Genomic DNA, 16,044 nt, shown 5'->3' on the forward strand with positions numbered 1-16,044 from the left:
TCTCTCTCACTCAGTGGGTTTCGGTCAGCAGCGACGACTGGTAGCGCCGCATGCCGCGTAGCCAACGGTCGTAGTCGGTGCCCTTGTTGCGGTACATGTCCAGCACCTGGGGGTGGGGCAGGATGAGGAATTGCTCGGCGTCGACGGCGGCGAGGACGATCTCGGCCACTTCGCCGGGTTCGAGAACATCGCCCGCCGACACGACGGCGCGGGTCGCGGCAGCACCGAGTTCGTCGCCCGAATCCCGGCCCGCGTACAGCAGTTTCGTATTGACACCCATCGGACACAGGCAGCTCACGCGGATCCCGTTGTCGCCGTAGGTGACACTGAGCCACTCGGCGAATCCGACCGCCGCGTGCTTGCTCACCGAGTAGGTGGCCGAGCCGATCTGGGTGAGCAGCCCCGCGGCGGAAGCGGTGCTGATGAAGTAGCCCGCACCGCGTTCGACCCACTGCGGCACCAGCAGTTTCGCGGCGCGGATGTGCGCGCGCAGGTTCACCTCGAGCGAGCGGTCCCAGTCGTCCTCGGTGACGTCGAGTCCGGGGGCGCCGACGATGCCCGCATTGGCGAAATACAGGTCGACCGGCCCGAAGTGCCGCTGCGCCAACGCGATCAGACCGGTGATCGCCGCGGTGTCGGCGGCATCGGCGCCGACACCGACGGTGCTGCCGGGGTGTGCGGCGTTGATCTGCTCCGACACGGCCAGCGCGGCGGCCGCGTCGAGATCGGACACCACCACCTTCGCCCCGGCCGCGGCGAGCGCGGCCGCCAGCGCGGCGCCGATGCCCGCACCGCCACCGGTCACGATGGCTACCTTCTCAGCGACTTTCACGAGAAATCCTTTCGCCCGGACTGTTTCCAGTCCGGGCAACGGTCGATTCGGAGGGGATCAGTACAGCTGGGCTCCCGGCACGGCTTCGGGGTCGTTGCGGACCGCCGGGGTGTTGGTCTCACGCAGCTTCCACGCGCTGAACACGGTGATCAGACCCATGGCCATCAGAAACAGCGAAACGCCGGTGGTGGAACCGGTTTCGGCGATGATCCAGGTCATGATGAACGGCGTGCCGCCGCTGATGGTGATGGCGGCCAGCTGGTAGGCCAGCGAGGCGCCCGAGTACCGCACGCGCGGGGCGAACAGCTCGCCCATGAAGGCGGCGAGCGGACCGTAGGTGAGTGCCTGCATGGCCGAGCCGACCGCTACCGCCACGAAGACGGCGAGCACGTTGGCAGTGTTGATCAGCCCGAAGAACGGGAACGACCACAGCGCTATGCCGGCGCCGCCGATCAGGATCAGCGGTCGCCTGCCGATCCGGTCCGACAGCGCACCGGCCCACAGGATCACTGCGGTGAGCAGGCCGGAGGCGATCAGCGAGATAGCGAGCAGCGCATTGCGATTCATGCCGAGTTCGGCGGTGCCGTAGCTGAGCAGGCCCGCGATGCTCACGTAGAACAGCGAGTTGGTGCCTGCCAGCAGACCGCAGCCGAGCAGGATGGTGCGCCAGTGCTGCTTGACGGCTTCGGCCAGCGGGGCCTGGGCGACGGCGGGGGCCTTGCGCTTTGCCGCGGTCTCGGCCTGCAGCTCGCGGAATTCGGGGGAGTCCTCGACCCTGGTGTGGATGTAGAGCACCACCGGGAACAGCAGCGCGCTGGCAAGGAACGGAACCCGCCAGCCCCAGCTGAGGAAGGCGTCGGTCGACAGTGCCGCGGTGGCGGCGAGGAACACCAGGTTGCCCATGATCAGGCCGAGCGGCACGCCCATCTGCCCGAAGGTACCCGCGAATCCGCGTTTCTTCGGGCCCGCCGATTCGGTGAGCAGCAGCACGATTCCGCCCCACTGGCCGCCGCAGGCGATGCCCTGCACGAAACGCAGCGTCACCAGCAGGATGGGCGCGAGCACCCCGATCGAGCCGGTGCTCGGCAGGCAGCCGATCGCGAAGGTGGCGATGCCCATGGCGAGCAGACAGACGACGACCACGGGTTTGCGTCCGTACCGGTCGCCGAAGTGTCCGGCGAGCAGGCCGCCGAGCGGGCGGGCGACGAAGCCGGCCCAGAAGGTGCTGAACGAGAGCAGGGTGCCCATCAGCGCGGAGGCGTCGGGGAAGAACACGTGCGGGAACACCAGTGCGGCGGCGGTGCCGTAGAGGAAGAAGTCGTACCACTCGATCGAGCTGCCGACCAGGCCCGCGGCGAGCAGCTTGCGGTGCGCGCGTTTGGTGGCGTCCGTCGAGGGTGCTTGGTCGGGCAGGGTCGGCGGTGTTTCGACGCCTGTCCGCTGGGGTTCTCTCATCGGTGACTCCTCGGTGGATCCGCAGGGTTGAAATTAATAGAACTTGACGTCAACTTCAAGTGAGTGAGCGCTTGTTTAGTGTGGGCGACGTGCGATGTAATGTCAATCACACGAATAGCGAAGGGGTATCAGGTGAGCGAGCTACTCGAAGACGACCCACTGTCCGACCCGGTGGCCGCGCCGGGCGACACCACACAACGCTTGCTCGACGCTGCGGTGGTCCTGTTCTCCGACAAGGGATTCGAGGCCACCCGCACCCGCGACATCACCGCGAAAGCGGGGTTGAGTCCGGCGGCGATGTACGTCCATTTCGCCTCGAAAGAGGATGTGCTGTTCCGGTTGGTCGAGCACGCGGTGGCCAACACCCTCACCATCATCGAAGCCGCCGTCGCGCCCCACGACGAGCCGGCGGAGCGGATTCGCGCCCTGGTCACCGCGTTCAGCGTGCTGCACGCGCGCAGTTATCGGCGGGCGCGGATCGCCCAGTACGAGAGCAGGCATCTCACCCCCGAGCACCACGACATCGTCGGTGCGATCCGCCGCCGGATCCGGCTGGCCGCGGCCGCTGAGGTGCGGGCGGGGATCGAGCGTGGGGTGTTCACCATCGCCGATCCCCGCGTCGCCGTGCTGGCGATGATGTCGCTGGGGATCGACATCTGCCGGTGGTATCGGCCGGGCGGTGAGTTCACCCCGGAGGAGCTCGGCGACATCAACGCCGAACTGGTGCTCAGGATCCTGCGCGCGCCCGGCTATTGACGATTAGACCCCTGACCAGTTCGGTTACCGAAAACGGCGCCTACCGGGTAGCATCGCCCGACGTAATGAGCATGGCCCTGTAGCGCAGTTGGTTAGCGCGCCGCCCTGTCACGGCGGAGGTCGCGGGTTCGAGTCCCGTCAGGGTCGCAGGTACGTTTCAGGCATATTCACGTTTTGCCTGTAGGGCGCGTAGGGCTCGTGGGCAACATGGGAGTTGTCGCGGGTTCGAGTCCCGTCAGGGTCGCAGGTACGTTTCAGGCATACTCACGTTTTGCCTGTAGGGCGCGTAGGGCTCGTGGGCAACATGGGAGTTGTCGCGGGTTCGAGTCCCGTCAGGGTCGCAACACGACAAAGTCCCCCACACCGATCCGGTGCGGGGGACTTTTCTCGTATCAGGCGTGCTGATCGACGGGCACCCTGCGAGCGGCGAGCAGCAATCCCGCCGGGATCAGCAGAATCGGCAGCGGTGAGGGCCCGCTGGCGACGAACGTGATGACAACCCAGCCCACCAGCGCGACCGCGAGAAACGCCGGTGGGGTGATCCCGTTTCGTGCCATCCACAACACCAGAACGCCGACCAGCAGCAACGGCGGTCCGAAGCTCAGCGCCGAGTACCAGAATCCGGCTGCCGAGTCGCTCCACTCGGCGTAGTCGTACTGGTCCCACAGGTGCCCGTCGAACCAGGAACCGAGGTGCGTCGGCGCGGTTTCCACCAGGCTCCCCACTGTGTGCCCGATGCCGCCGAGGGTGATGATCACGCCCGCCCACAGGGTCATCCGACGGCCGGTCATGACACGGCCACCACTGCGGTGAGGCCGCCGAGGAGCACGCACAGCGGGGAGTAGACGCGGCGGTTGAGGCGTTGATAGACGGCGGGGGATTCGGGGGACCCGCTGGTGGGGTCGATGAAGCCGGAGGCGGCGCGGGCGAGGAGGACGCCGGCGACGGTCCAGGTGGCGGTGGTGACCATCCAGTCGGGGAACGGTGAGTCCCATACTCCGGCGCGCAGCAGCACCACATAGCCCGCGGTGGTGAGGGCGGCGGTGACGGCGAGGCAGGCGGGGATGAACCAGCGGCTCGGTGGCGGTTCGTCTTTCGTCCAGCCCATGGCGGCGTGGGCGAGGTCGAGTTGGGTTTTCCACGGCCAGGGGGAGACGGTCCAGACTGCGTGGAGCAGGCCGGCTGCGGTGAGTAGGGCGGCGGTGGTGCCTGCTATCGCGTTCATGGTTCAACGATCGCGGTTTTGTCGTTGTTGCTCGTCGCCCGTTGGTCTCGATGTTCTCGTCCTGCAGGATGAGGACCGCTCAGCGTCGGGGTGGCCCGACCAGGCCCGACTCATAGGCGAGCACCACGGCCTGAACGCGGTCGCGCAGAGCCAGTTTCGCGAGTACATGGCCGACGTGGGTCTTCACGGTGGCTTCGGAAAGGTGCAGGCGCGCGGCGATGTCGCGATTGGTGTCACCGGTGGCGATCTCGAGCAGAGTGTCGAACTCACGCGGGGTGAGAGTGGCTCGAATGCGGAGCGCTGCTTCGGTATTCGCTGTCGGAGTGTCGGCGACGTGGGCGATCAGGCGGCGCGTCGTGGACGGTGCGACGACACCGTGCCCGGCATGGACCATGCGGATGGCGTCGACGATCTCCTCGCCGCGCGCGTCCTTGAGCAGGAAGCCGCTGGCACCGGCGCGGATGGCGGGGAAGACGTAGTCGTCGAGGTCGAAGGTGGTCAGGGCGATCACCCGGCAGCGTGGTTGTTCGGCGGTGATGATCGCGGTGGCCTCGATGCCGTCGAGCTTCGGCATGCGCAGGTCCATGAGCACGACGTCGACCTCCCGCGCGCGCACAGCGGCCACCGCCTCGTGACCGTCGGCCGCCTCGCCGACCAATTCCAGGTCGGGCTGGCTGTCCACCATCATCCGCAGCGCCGATCGCATCAGTTCCTGGTCGTCGACGATGAGGACTCGCACGCTCACGGGACCCGCACCTCCACGGCCCAGCCGTCCTCGGTCGGCCCGGCGGCCAGCGTGCCACCGACCGCATCCACCCGTTCCCGCATGCCGACCAACCCCTTTCCAGTTCCGGACGCCTCCGACGACGAACCGGTATTACGCACCCGCACAACGATTCCGGCGTCTACCGCATTCACGCTGACCTGGGCTCGTGGGCGGGGCCCGCCGTGGCGAGCCACATTGGTGAGCGCCTCCTGAACGACTCGGTAGATCGTGAGCCCGACGGCCGGGGTCGGGCGCAGCCGCTCGTCGGTCGACAGTTCGACATCGACCCCCGATGCCCGCACCCGCTCGACGAGCGCGCCCAGCTCGTCGAGCCCGGGTTGCGGCTCCGTCGAAGCCGACTCGTCCCGGAGCACCCCGAGCAGCCCGCGCATCTCCGTGAGCGCCTCGCGCCCGGAATCGGCGATGGTGGTGAGAATTTCGGCGGCCCGCTCTGGTGAGGTGGGCACGACGAGCCGCCCGGCCTCGGCGTGCGAGACCATCACCGCCAAGGAATGTGCGACCACATCGTGCATTTCGCGCGCGATCCGCCGACGTTCGTCGGCCGCGGCCCGTTCGGCGAGTTGTGATGTCCACGCGGCACGGGTCGCCCGGTACCGGCCGAGCGCCCATGCGGCGGTGGTCCCGCCGAACGCGGTGGTGGACAACAACAACCACCACGCCCACGCCTCGATGGGCGCCGCGGTGAACTCCCACAGCCTGATCAGGGTGAGCAGGCTGCCCGTCAGACCCACTCCGAGCGCGGCGGTCGGCCACGGGGATGTCGTGTGCGCGCTCACCGCGTACAGCAGCGCGAAGAAGCACAGAACGCTCGGTAACAGGACCGGGCTGTAGCGGCTCGATTCCGAGAAGTCGGTGACACCGTCGATATCGGGTGCCACCAGCAGCACCGCACACCCGACCGTGCCGATCGCGAACGACGGAATCGGCCACCGCCGCGCTGTCGCCACACAGACGTGCAACGCCAGCACCGCGACGGTCATCGCCAGCACCCACGGCGTCGCGACGTCGCTCACCCGCACCGATTGCAGGCTCGCGGGCAGCAACACGGCCGCCATGACCACGGCCAACCCCAGCTGTGCGCCGTGCCCGAACAGCCGAGGACCGTCCATCTGGATCACGAGCTCAATCTACGCGGGCGGGTCCGCTACAGCCGGTGGTCGATGCTGGTGATGCGGTAGCGGCCGGGCGCCACCTCGGTGGTGCGGATGACCTGGTTGACCTTCTCGGTGGTGGCGTCGCCGGGCCACTTCTGGTGGATGGTGACGTTCCAGAGTCCGGCGTCGGCGGCGTCGGCTTTGGTGATGTGCACGCAGTACTTGACGTCGAGGGGCAGCGAGCCGATGCCCGCGGCGAGCGCGGACGCATCGCCGACGTGGGCGCTGTCGGTGACGAAGGAGCGGGCCTTTGCGGCGTCGCGGTCGACGTAATAGCTGTACTCGAAGCCGAGGATGGCGCCCTCGGGGCTGGCGGTGTCGCCGCGTTCGGCGCTGATGGTGATCGAGGGGGTGCGGAAGGATTCGCAGCCGGACAGCGCATGTGCCGGGAGCGGGGGCACAGCGGTGGAAGTCGTTGCGCGCGTGCCCGGTACGGCGGCCTGGGTGGTGTTGGTCGGTTTGTCGGCGGGGCCGAGGAAGATCGTGGCGGCAAGACCGAGGATGACGACGAACACGAGCGCGCCGACGATGCCCTTGATCGCGGCGGCGGCTTTCGCGCGCCCGCCGCTCTCGTCGTAGCGTTCGTCGTCGAAGTTCTTGCGTGGTCGCCGCGCGATCTGACCGCCGCCGCCGAAGTCCTTGAGGCGTGGCAACACCGGCATCTCGACGTGATCTCCGCTCTGTTCGGTCGCGGTGGTGGTGGCCCAGTCGTTCCAGTCGACATCGTCGCGGCGCTGGGGCTCGACCGGTGCGTCGCTGTCGTTCCAGTCGTTCCAGTCGCCGGTGAATCCGTCGTCGTCGGCGGGATTTCGATACACCGGTTCGACGGTCGGGGGCTGGAAAGGGTTGTCGTCGAAGGGTTCAGGATCAGGTGGGGGCCAGGTTTCGGGGTTGGTGCCGATCGTCTGCGGTTCGGCCTCGCGCCGCCGCCTGCGCCGCCGTTTTCCCTGCGGGCGGCGGCGGCCGGGCGGCGTGGCGTCCGGCGACGTGAAGTAGGCACCGAACGGGTTGTCCACGGGAGCGTCCTAGGCCGGCGCCGGGACGACTCCCGGTTGGCCGTGTTTGGGTGCGGCGGAAGGCTTTTCGGCCTCCTGATCCTGCTGCGGACGGGCGGCGGGCGGCACCACCCCGCCCTGCATCGGCTGCTGGGAGGGTGCTGGGTTGCTCGGAGCCTGTTGGGGCTGTTCGGTTTTCGGTACCTGGTTCGAGGGGATCGGTGCGGCAGGGGCTGGTGTCTCCGGTTTCGCGGAGGCACCGCTGTCGTTCCCGCCGCCACCGGAGTTGTTGCCGGGGCTGGTCCCGCCACCCAATCCGCCGAACAGCGTATTCGTGCCGGTCCCACCACCATTGGTCGACGGCGCGGTCGGCGCGGTACCGGCGGGCGCGGTGGACGTGCCACCCTCGGTCCCCGTGGCATTGGCGGCGAGTGTGTCGATCCCGGTGGTCGCCAACTCCGCACCCTTGTCGATCCCGTGCATGGCGACTTCGGCGATCTTGTCGATCAGATGCGTGCCGAAGGTGACTCCGGCATCGATCGCCGCGGTCCCCAGCGACACCCCACCGTCGATCAGGGCCTCCTGCAACGCGATCTGCGCCGCCGTCGCCGGGTCGAGGTCCTCGTCATCGTCCGAGGAATCCCACGACGACGTCTCGGTCCCGCCGGTGCCGAGCACATAAACCCCGGGCGCCACCTCGGTAGCCCCGGTGGGCACGGTCACCCCGTTGGTTCCGCCGAGATCGCTGGTGAGTCCCTTGGTATCTCGCGTGTACTGATCCATCTCGGTACTGGCATTACCCACCACCCCGACTGCTTCCGAAATGGCCTCTTCGGCGAGTGCGACGATGGCGTCCAGGTTGTTCTCGTTCACCGCGGGCGCGGCCTTCTTCGCCTTGGCCCGGAAGTCCGCGATGATCGCATCGACCTTGGCGGCGGCCGTCGCCTGTGTCGAATGTGCCTGTCCGAGCAGTGAACTCAATCGTGTTCCACGATCGGCCGCAGCGGAGACCTCGGTCGCGGTCTGTCGCAGCGCGGGTGTCGCCGGCGCGGCGGTCTCGGTCGATTCGAGCGCGTACAGCCCGAGCCGGTGCGGGTCTTCGGTCGCCGTGGTCGCGGCGGAGGCCGAGGTCAGCGCGGCCACCACCGAGGCATCGGGATCGGGAGAAGTGTTGCTGCCCAGCGATTTGCGCAATTCGAGCAAGGGCACCTCGAGCAATGCGATCACCGGTGCGATCTTCGCCTCGGCCTCGGCGGGGGTGATCGTGCTGACCGTGGTCTCAGTGACCAGTGACTTGGCGCGCATCACGCCACCTCGCTCTCGGTCGCGCGCAGGTCGCTCGCCAGACCGGTGTCGATCCCGGTCACACTGGCGCCGAAGCGATTCAGGATGTCCTGATAGGCGGTGACCAGGTTGCCCGCCGTGCTCAGCGTCGAGGCGTGCTCGCCCGCGGCCTGGGTCCAGGCGGCGGCGAATTCACGCCCGAGCACGCCGAGCCCGGACAGGTCGGCCCCGGCCGCGGTCGTCGTCTCGTCGGCCGCTGTGCCGAGTAGTTCGGAAACCCGAGCTGCCGCACGCTGATAAGCGTCGAGCGCTGACGGGTCGAAAGACATTTCTGCCACGATGTCTGCCCCTTCACGATCGCGGAACCCGGCACCGGCCGGTGCTGAAAAGCGTAACCACCGAGCGCCGTTTGCGGGGGAGTCCAGTCCAGATGGACGGATCGATCTCGAGACTGCGCAGGTCAAGGACTTTCGCTGTCAAGCGTGGGTGGTACTGGTGGGGCGACCGACGAAATACGACCGGCGAGTAGGGTCAGCCGCGTCATGTCTGTCCTGCTGCTGGCTCTCCTCGGTTTCGCCCTGCTCGACGCGCTCGACGTGCTGCTGGTGGCGATCACCACGGCCGTGGTCGCCGACGCCAGGCTGACCCGTCGCTCGCCGATGACCGGGGTGCTCAGCTTCCTCGGCGGCGTCTTCGCGGTCTCGGTGGCGTTCGGCGTGTGCACGGTGCTCGGCATCGACTTCCTGGTCCGGCTCCTCGACTTCGAACTCACCCCGACCCTGCGCTACTGGGGCGAAATGGTGATCGGCCTCGTCCTGATCGCGGTCGCCGCCCTTCCGATCGACACCGCCGCCTCCACCGGTGGCCGCTGGGTCGAACCGGTGCGCAAACGCCCCTGGCTGATGGGCGTGATCGGTTTCACTCTCGGCCTGGGGAAGGTGCCGACCTCGGTGCCGTATCTCGCGGCGCTGGCACTGCTGTCCGCGCAGCGCCCGCTGCCGGTGACGTGGCCGCTGATCGTGGCGGGTTACTGCGCGATCGCGCTGGTGCTGCCGCTGGTCGTGCTGGCTTTGGCGATGCGGCGCACTCCGCGCGCGCGACGGGTGTACCGCCTGCTCGTGCGTGCCATCACCCGCTACGGACCGCCGGCGATCCGGGTGCTGTTCGTCGTGTTCGGCATCGGATTGGTGATCGACGCGCTGGTCCACGCGGGGCGTCTCTGGTGAGTGCGGGACCCGGCCACTCAGGAATGTGTCAGCACTATCGAGTACCGTCATAACGAATCGATGACATGCCCCGTGCCCGCATCCTGGGCCGCGGGGCTATCCAGGTGAGCAGGGAGGGCGACCCTTGAGGGTTACCGTTGTTGTGCCGACCTACAACGAGCGGGAAAATCTGCCGGTGGCGGTGGAGCGGCTGACGGCTCTGCCGGTGTCCGATCTGCACGTGTTGGTCGTAGATGATAATTCACCCGACGGCACGGGTGACGTCGCCGACAAACTGGCCGCTGAGATGCCGAATGTCGTGAGCGTGTTGCACCGCACGGAGAAGGACGGCCTCGGCCGCGCCTACATCGCGGGCATCACCGCCGCGATCGACGAGGGTGCCGATGTGGTGATCCAGATGGACGCCGATCTGTCGCACCCCGCCGAGGTCATCCCGTCGATGCTGGAGAAGCTCGCCGCGCCCGAGGTCGGCGTGGTACTCGGCTCGCGCTACGTTCCCGGTGGTGAGGTCGCCGCGGAGTGGAAGTGGTACCGAAAGGCGCTGTCGGCGTGGGCGAACTTCTACGTGAACCTGATCCTGCGCCTGGGCGTGAAGGATGCGACCGCCGGTTTCAAGGCGTGGAAGGCCAGTACCCTGCGCGATATCGACGTGGCGTCGATCCGCAGCAACGGCTACTCGTTCCAGGTCGAGATGAACTACCGCGCGATCAAGAAAGGTCACACGATCGCGGAGGTGCCGATCCGTTTCGAGGAGCGCACCATCGGCGCGTCGAAGATGAGCCTGAAGATCCAGCTCGAGTCGGCGATGATGCCGTGGAAGCTACTGTTCGGCAAGTCCGCCTCTCCGCGTATTTAGGCCGGATTCAGGCGTGTGGTCGAGTTGCGTCGGCGGCCAGACTTGGGGGCGTGGGTGAGTTAGCCGGTACCCGGTGAGTTACCCATGTGCTTGCGAAACCTGACGCCCAGCCTCGAAGTCGAGGCTGGGCGTTTTCGCATGTGGTTACTGTTCGGCGAGGTGGCGTCGCACGCCTTCCAAGGCGATGACCAACACCGGCGCCAGCACCACGTGCATCAGCGACAGGGCGATGGTGGAGGCGGTGTCGAAGTCGGCGGCCACGGTCAGGCCGATGGTCGCGAGCGACAGCAGCGACCCGACCACGGCGGCGGTACGCAGGATGCCGGTCCACAGGTAGGACACCAGCACGGCGACGGTCAGGCCGATCAGGACCGGCACGGTCGACATCAGGATCACGCCGCCGGGGGCGACAGAGCTGACAACGCCCTTATCGGTCATCTCGAACGAACCACCGGCGGCGGCGCCGATGGCCCAGATGATCAGGTTCACGACGACGGCGACGACAGCGGCGCCGAGCACGGCGACGGGCCGGTTCAGTGCGGGGACGGTGTAGGTGGTGGGGGCGGTGGTGGTGGTCATGATGTTCTCCCTCATTCGGTGATGAGAACAATCATGAAACCTGAACATTCGTTTAGGTCAAGCCCTGGGCTCGAGGAATATTTTTACGCTTCGGTCGGCCAGTTCAGCAGGGTGTTCTCGAACAGCCGCCGCACGCCCTCGACCTCGTCGTCCATGTCCGCCGGGTCCCAGCCGGACACATCGATCGGCCGCAGGATCGCCACGTCGACGATGCCAGAACGGGCGATAGGTGAATCCCGCCAAGCGATTTCGCCCGCATTGCGCAGCACCACCGGGATCACCGGCACGCCCGCCTGGATGGCGATGTGGAAGGCGCCCTTCTTGAACGGCCCGACCCCTGGCGTGAACGAGCGGGTGCCTTCGGGGGCGACCGCGATGGACAACCCGTCGCGCAGGGTCGAAATGACCGGGGCCAGCGCTGCTTTGGCGGCCTCGGTATTGGTGCGGTCGATGAAGGTGACGCCGACGAACCGCATCAGCGGCCCGAACAGGGGGTGCTTGGCGAGTTCCTTCTTACCGATTCCGGTCACCGCGCCGTCGAGAACCTTGGGCACGATGATCACGTCGAACTGGCTCTGGTGGTTGAACAGGAACACCGCGGGTCTTGGCGCCCTGGCGTTTTCGATGCCGACCACGCGCAGTTGCACGTCGATGGCGCGCAGGGTGGCGGTGGTGGCGTCGTGCATGAGCGCGTCGGCCATCGACTGGCGCTTGCGCGTATAGGACTTGCGCGCGATCCCGACGAGCGCACCGCCGACGAGTCCGGCGAATCCGGCGATGGTGCGCAGGTAGTCCAGGAAATGTGGGGCTTGGCGAAGGCGGAAAGTGAGGGTGGGCCAGCCGTTCTCGGCGGCGATCTCGGCCAGGGCCGGATCGGGGTCGATCACGGTCGGCCGCTCGGCGAGTGCCAGCAGCGTCAAGTCGGTGACACTGTCGGCGTAGACGTAGCCGATCGCACGCCCGGCCGCGAATTCGGTGACCGCCGCGGACTTCCCGGCGCGCCACAGCGGTGCGCCGTCGGTGTGGCCCGTCAGCTCGCCGTCCTGAACCGCGAGCCGGGTGGTCAGCACATAATCGATACCGAACCGCTCGGCAACGGGTTCGACCTGGAATCGGGTGAGCTCGCTGACCAATACCACGGTGTGCCCGGCCAATTGGTGCGTGCGGATGAGATGCCAGGCCTCGGGGAACATGCGCCCGTAGATCTCTTTGCCGAAAGCCTTGCGGCCCAGCTTCTCCAGTTCGGTTTCCGGCGTGCCCGCCCAGGTCCGCTCGACCTCCTGCAGGAAGCGCCCGTAGTCGCCGTCGTTGCCACCGCGCTGGATTCCGCCGAACAGGGTCGCGATCCGGTCGTCACCGCGCCGGAACACCTTGCGTACCAGTCCTCGTCGCGGCAGCCCGTCGACCACCGTGCCCGCGAAATCGAAAACGGCGACGACCTGAGGCCCCTGCGGACCCGACCGGATCGCGGCCATCGCTTCGGCGAGTGTGCTCATCAGATCGAGTTCCTGTTCGACGGATCGAGCGAGGCCGCCCGCCCGATACGATCGCTGAGGTCGCGCAGCTCATCGGCGAATTCCTGACGTTTGCGGACCAACTCGGCTTCCTCGCCCTCGGCGGCCGGGGCGATGAGCCCGTGATTGTCGGCCAATTTCCATGCGCTGGTGAACAATTCCGAGGATACGGCCTCGGAGCTGCGCAGTCGCTGCTGCAACAGCATCTGCTTGCCCACCGCCACGCACTCGTCGATGAATTCCTTGCGGTCGATCGTGGCGTCGGTGGGCCGGGCAACGAGGCGCTCGGCCACCACCAACTGCGCGTCGAAGAACGAACGCAACACGCGATGGGCCATCACGAACCCGGATTCGGTGACCGCGCCGAGGAATTGGCGATCGAGCCGGTCATCAGGGGTGTGCTCGTCCCACTCGGGCACGATGATGCGCACTTCCTCGATGATCTGCGCGGCGAACTCCTGCCGTTCCGGGAAGAAGAACTCGAACTTGAGCAGATCGCGCAGCGCGAACGCCGCCTTCCAAGCCGAACGCAGCGGGTCGTCGCCGGGCTGTTCCACCGCGGTGAGTGCGGCCAGTTCCAGGATGGCGCGGTTGACGAACCAGTGCACCGCGCTGTTGCGGTAGAACGCCGCCTCCAGGTGCGCGCCGGGTTCGATGGCGTACACCGGTTCCAGCCCACCGCGATACACGGTGACGACCCCCGCCAGCGCGAGCTGTTCGAGCACCACCCGCAGGCCCTGTTCGTCGCGCAGCTTGGAGAGTTCACCGGCGGGCAGCTCGCGCTGGGCGATATAGCCGAGCACCGGATCGAGCACGGTGCGCACCTGGCCGAGGGTGAGCGCGCGTTCGTGCACGCCGAGCAGGGCCAGGGTGACCAGCGCGTTGACGGTGATCGGGGTGACCGCGTTGATGCCGACGGCGACGTCGAAGGCCAAGCGCTGCACCGCTTTGTGTTCGGCATCGGCGACGGCCTGCTCGTCGGGCACGCTGGCGGTGCCGGTCTCGGTGTCGCGCAGCGGAATGGTCACCGGTCGCGGATCCAGCGGGTCGCCGTGCACGCCCAGCCGCTCGCGCGCCGAAAGGGGTTCGCCGAAGCGCACATACACGCGCCCGGCCGAATGCTGCTGACTGCGAACGTATCTCGCGAGCCAGCCCAGGCCTTCGGCCTTCTTCTTGCCGCCGGCCTGCTCGCTCGCGATCGCACCGAGCTCGTTGAGCCGCTCATAGGTGATCGAGACGGGCACCAGCATCACGTCGTCGACCCGACGCGAACGAACCGCGGCGGCAAGGTAATTGAGCAATCCGTAGCGCGGCGGGCGCAGCTTGCCGGTTCTGGTCCGGCCACCTTCGAAGTACCACTCCATGTTGAAGCGCTTGGCCAGCAGGTAGGCGAAGTACTCCTCGACGACCGCCTTGTAGACCTCGTCGTCGCCGAAGCTGCGCCGGATGAAGACCGTGCCGGTGCGGCGCGCGATCGGGCCCATCGGCCAGAAGTTGAGGTTCGCGCCACCGATCACGTGGTTGGGCGGAAAGTCGTTGCGCGCCAGTACGTCACCGAGCACGAACGCGTCCACGTAGGAGCGGTGCGAGGGCAGGAACACCAGCGGGTGCTTGCGATTGAGGGTGCGCAGCGCGTCGAGGCCGCGCAGGTCGGTGTCGACCTTCCAGGTCGAGGCGTGCACCGGTCGCATCGCCTGGGTGAACAGGTCCGAGACCAACCGGCTCTGTGCGGCGACCAGTTCCCGCAGCGCCTTCTCGGCGTTGCGGTACACCTGGTCGGGCTCGGAGCCGATCTCGTCGGCGATGTAGTCGAGCTTGCGCTGGAATTCGGGGGAGTCGAGGATCTCCTCGGCCACCAGTTGCGGCACCTTGTAGCGGTCGCCGATCACGGTGCGTTCGGCACGTTCGAGCGCCACCACCGCCGCGCGCACCACCGCACGCGCGAACGGGTCGGCCGAGCCCGCCCGCATCAGCGCCGCCGCCTCGGCATTGTTGGTGCGCAGCGCGCTGAGCCGGGCGGGGGTGCCCACGAGGACGCGGTGGCGGTCGGGGTCGGTGCGCAGCAGCCTGCGCTGGACGAGGCGGTTGGGTTTGCGCGGATTGGTGCCCATCGCCAGGTCGGCGAAGGTCACCCGGCGCACGCCGTCGCGTTCGGGCGGCAGCCACAGCACCCGGACCGGCACCACCAGCGGGTCGTCGTGCCGGTTCACCAGGCGTTTGGTGATGGCTTTCGCGTCCAGGTCGAGTTGGATCACCGGGGCCGTCGAGTCGATCTCCTCGCCCAGACCGCCCCTGGCGATCCAGTCGCCGATCACTTCGCGTTCGACGGCGGAGGCCGCGTCGACCAGGGCGACCACCGAGTCTGCCTGCGGGCCGCGCCGCCCACCTTTGTCGATCATTCCTCCATTGAAGCCGCAGAACGGGTTCGGCGCATCGAACTCCCCGATACCGCGCGTTGCCCGGGCGGGTGCATGCGAGCGACTTACGCTCGCGGGATGGACTGGGCTCTGCGCACCTGTAGCTGGCACGGGCACTACACCTACGCGCCCGACGAGCCGGATCTGCGCCACCGACTGCAAGTGAAAACGGTGGCAGGGCCCGCATGGCGATGCCTGCGCTGTGGGACGTTCGTACCAGGTGATCCGGTGGGTTCGGGCCCCGCCGACGAGGCGCCGGAGGTCCCGCGCGGGCAGTTGCTGCGCGACCGGTGGATTCTGAAACTGCTCGCGATCGACCGCGGTTTCCACGGTGTCCTGATGCTCGCCGGTGGCCTGCTTGTCATGCGTTTCCGGTCGGACAGGCAGAGCCTGGCCGACAGTTTCGAACGTGATGTTCCCCTGCTGAAACCGTTCGCCGACCAGATCGGCTGGAATCTCGACAACTCGCACCTCGTGCACTGGGCCGACGAGCTGTTCGCGCTGTCGGGCACGACGCTACTGCTCATCGCCATATTCCTGTTCTGGTACGCGGCGCTGCACTTCGTCGAGGCGGTCGGGCTGTGGCTGTCGAAGCGGTGGGGTGAGTACCTGTCGGTGATCGCGACGAGTGTGTTCCTGCCGCTCGAGATCTATGAGCTGATCGAGCGGGTGACGGTGTTCAAAGTGGTGGCGCTGTTGGTGAATCTCGCGGCGGTGGTGTGGCTGGTATGGCGCAAGCGCCTGTTCGGGGTGCGCGGCGGCTGGGCGGCCTATCACCGCGAGCACAGCGAGGCGAGCCTGCTCAGCGTCGAGCGCGCGGCAGTGGCGAAGAATACCCCGCACCGAACTGGCTAAACGCGCAGGTAATGCTAACCTAACCGGGCATTAGGTTCGCTTTATCTTGGAGGATCGTTGTCGTCGACGGAACAGCCCGTACGGGTCGAGTATGTGACTGATCCGGCGG

At 67.5% G+C, this 16,044-nt stretch carries 16 protein-coding genes and 1 tRNA gene; 5 read left to right on the plus strand and 12 right to left on the minus strand.

What is annotated here, in order from left to right; all coding sequences use genetic code 11:
* Positions 1-10: 10 nt before the first annotated feature.
* Both ACFWUP_RS13390 and ACFWUP_RS13395 read right to left on the minus strand, forming a co-directional pair.
* The gene (locus tag ACFWUP_RS13390; protein WP_379233906.1) at positions 11-832 is read right to left on the minus strand and encodes an SDR family oxidoreductase; all 822 of its coding nucleotides are present in this window, start codon (positions 830-832) and stop codon (positions 11-13) included.
* 57 nt (positions 833-889) lie between these two features.
* Positions 890-2,287 carry an MFS transporter gene (locus tag ACFWUP_RS13395; RefSeq protein ID WP_379233908.1) on the minus strand — a complete coding sequence of 466 codons (1,398 nt, stop codon included), beginning with the start codon at positions 2,285-2,287 and terminating at the stop codon, positions 890-892.
* Positions 2,288-2,419: 132 nt separating this feature from the next.
* Between ACFWUP_RS13395 and ACFWUP_RS13400 the strand changes: the two genes are divergently transcribed.
* Positions 2,420-3,043 carry a TetR/AcrR family transcriptional regulator gene (locus ACFWUP_RS13400; protein WP_379233910.1) on the plus strand — a complete coding sequence of 208 codons (624 nt, stop codon included), beginning with the start codon at positions 2,420-2,422 and terminating at the stop codon, positions 3,041-3,043.
* A 73-nt stretch (positions 3,044-3,116) separates the two neighbouring features.
* Positions 3,117-3,190, plus strand: a tRNA-Asp gene (locus ACFWUP_RS13405).
* Positions 3,191-3,435: 245 nt separating this feature from the next.
* Here ACFWUP_RS13405 and ACFWUP_RS13410 read toward each other — a convergent pair.
* From ACFWUP_RS13410 to ACFWUP_RS13440, 7 genes are all read right to left on the minus strand, one after another.
* Positions 3,436-3,834 carry a DUF6463 family protein gene (locus tag ACFWUP_RS13410; RefSeq protein ID WP_379233912.1) on the minus strand — a complete coding sequence of 133 codons (399 nt, stop codon included), beginning with the start codon at positions 3,832-3,834 and terminating at the stop codon, positions 3,436-3,438.
* A complete protein-coding gene (locus ACFWUP_RS13415) occupies positions 3,831-4,268 on the minus strand; it encodes a DUF3995 domain-containing protein (RefSeq protein ID WP_379233914.1) in 438 nt (145 codons plus the stop codon). The genes ACFWUP_RS13410 and ACFWUP_RS13415 overlap by 4 nt, the downstream gene beginning before the upstream one ends.
* Before the next feature lie 79 nt (positions 4,269-4,347).
* The gene (locus ACFWUP_RS13420; protein WP_379233916.1) at positions 4,348-5,013 is read right to left on the minus strand and encodes a response regulator; all 666 of its coding nucleotides are present in this window, start codon (positions 5,011-5,013) and stop codon (positions 4,348-4,350) included.
* Complete coding sequence (locus tag ACFWUP_RS13425; protein ID WP_379234202.1) at positions 5,010-6,164, minus strand: sensor histidine kinase; 1,155 nt, start codon at positions 6,162-6,164, stop codon at positions 5,010-5,012. The genes ACFWUP_RS13420 and ACFWUP_RS13425 overlap by 4 nt, the downstream gene beginning before the upstream one ends.
* 35 nt (positions 6,165-6,199) lie before the next feature.
* On the minus strand, positions 6,200-7,225 hold the full coding sequence (locus tag ACFWUP_RS13430) for a hypothetical protein (RefSeq protein WP_379233918.1): 1,026 nt from the start codon (positions 7,223-7,225) through the stop codon (positions 6,200-6,202).
* Positions 7,226-7,234: 9 nt separating this feature from the next.
* Positions 7,235-8,509 (minus strand): hypothetical protein, encoded by a 1,275-nt coding sequence (locus ACFWUP_RS13435; protein ID WP_379233920.1) that lies wholly within the window; start codon positions 8,507-8,509, stop codon positions 7,235-7,237.
* Positions 8,509-8,826, minus strand: a complete 318-nt coding sequence (locus ACFWUP_RS13440) for a hypothetical protein (protein WP_379233922.1) — start codon at positions 8,824-8,826, stop codon at positions 8,509-8,511. Before ACFWUP_RS13440 ends, ACFWUP_RS13435 begins: the two co-directional genes overlap by 1 nt.
* 204 nt (positions 8,827-9,030) lie before the next feature.
* Between ACFWUP_RS13440 and ACFWUP_RS13445 the strand changes: the two genes are divergently transcribed.
* Positions 9,031-9,714: a GAP family protein gene (locus tag ACFWUP_RS13445; protein ID WP_379233924.1), complete on the plus strand. Its 684-nt coding sequence runs from the start codon at positions 9,031-9,033 to the stop codon at positions 9,712-9,714.
* A 124-nt stretch (positions 9,715-9,838) separates the two neighbouring features.
* On the plus strand, positions 9,839-10,570 hold the full coding sequence (locus ACFWUP_RS13450; protein WP_379233926.1) for a polyprenol monophosphomannose synthase: 732 nt from the start codon (positions 9,839-9,841) through the stop codon (positions 10,568-10,570).
* A 144-nt stretch (positions 10,571-10,714) separates the two neighbouring features.
* On the opposite strand, the gene ACFWUP_RS13455 is transcribed toward ACFWUP_RS13450, so the two are convergent.
* The 3 genes from ACFWUP_RS13455 to ACFWUP_RS13465 all read right to left on the minus strand — a co-directional run bounded on the left by ACFWUP_RS13455 (position 10,715) and on the right by ACFWUP_RS13465 (position 15,062).
* Positions 10,715-11,149, minus strand: coding sequence for a DUF6069 family protein (locus ACFWUP_RS13455; RefSeq protein ID WP_379233928.1), 435 nt, complete (start codon positions 11,147-11,149; stop codon positions 10,715-10,717).
* Between the two features lie 83 nt (positions 11,150-11,232).
* The gene (locus tag ACFWUP_RS13460; protein WP_379233930.1) at positions 11,233-12,645 is read right to left on the minus strand and encodes a 1-acylglycerol-3-phosphate O-acyltransferase; all 1,413 of its coding nucleotides are present in this window, start codon (positions 12,643-12,645) and stop codon (positions 11,233-11,235) included.
* The gene (locus ACFWUP_RS13465) at positions 12,645-15,062 is read right to left on the minus strand and encodes a glycerol-3-phosphate 1-O-acyltransferase (protein ID WP_379233932.1); all 2,418 of its coding nucleotides are present in this window, start codon (positions 15,060-15,062) and stop codon (positions 12,645-12,647) included. The genes ACFWUP_RS13460 and ACFWUP_RS13465 overlap by 1 nt, the downstream gene beginning before the upstream one ends.
* Positions 15,063-15,158: 96 nt before the next feature.
* Between ACFWUP_RS13465 and ACFWUP_RS13470 the strand changes: the two genes are divergently transcribed.
* On the plus strand, positions 15,159-15,935 hold the full coding sequence (locus ACFWUP_RS13470) for a DUF2127 domain-containing protein (protein ID WP_379233934.1): 777 nt from the start codon (positions 15,159-15,161) through the stop codon (positions 15,933-15,935).
* Positions 15,936-16,044 lie beyond the last annotated feature (109 nt).

Source organism: Nocardia sp. NPDC058658, assembly GCF_042716665.1.
In the GTDB taxonomy this organism is placed as follows: domain Bacteria; phylum Actinomycetota; class Actinomycetes; order Mycobacteriales; family Mycobacteriaceae; genus Nocardia.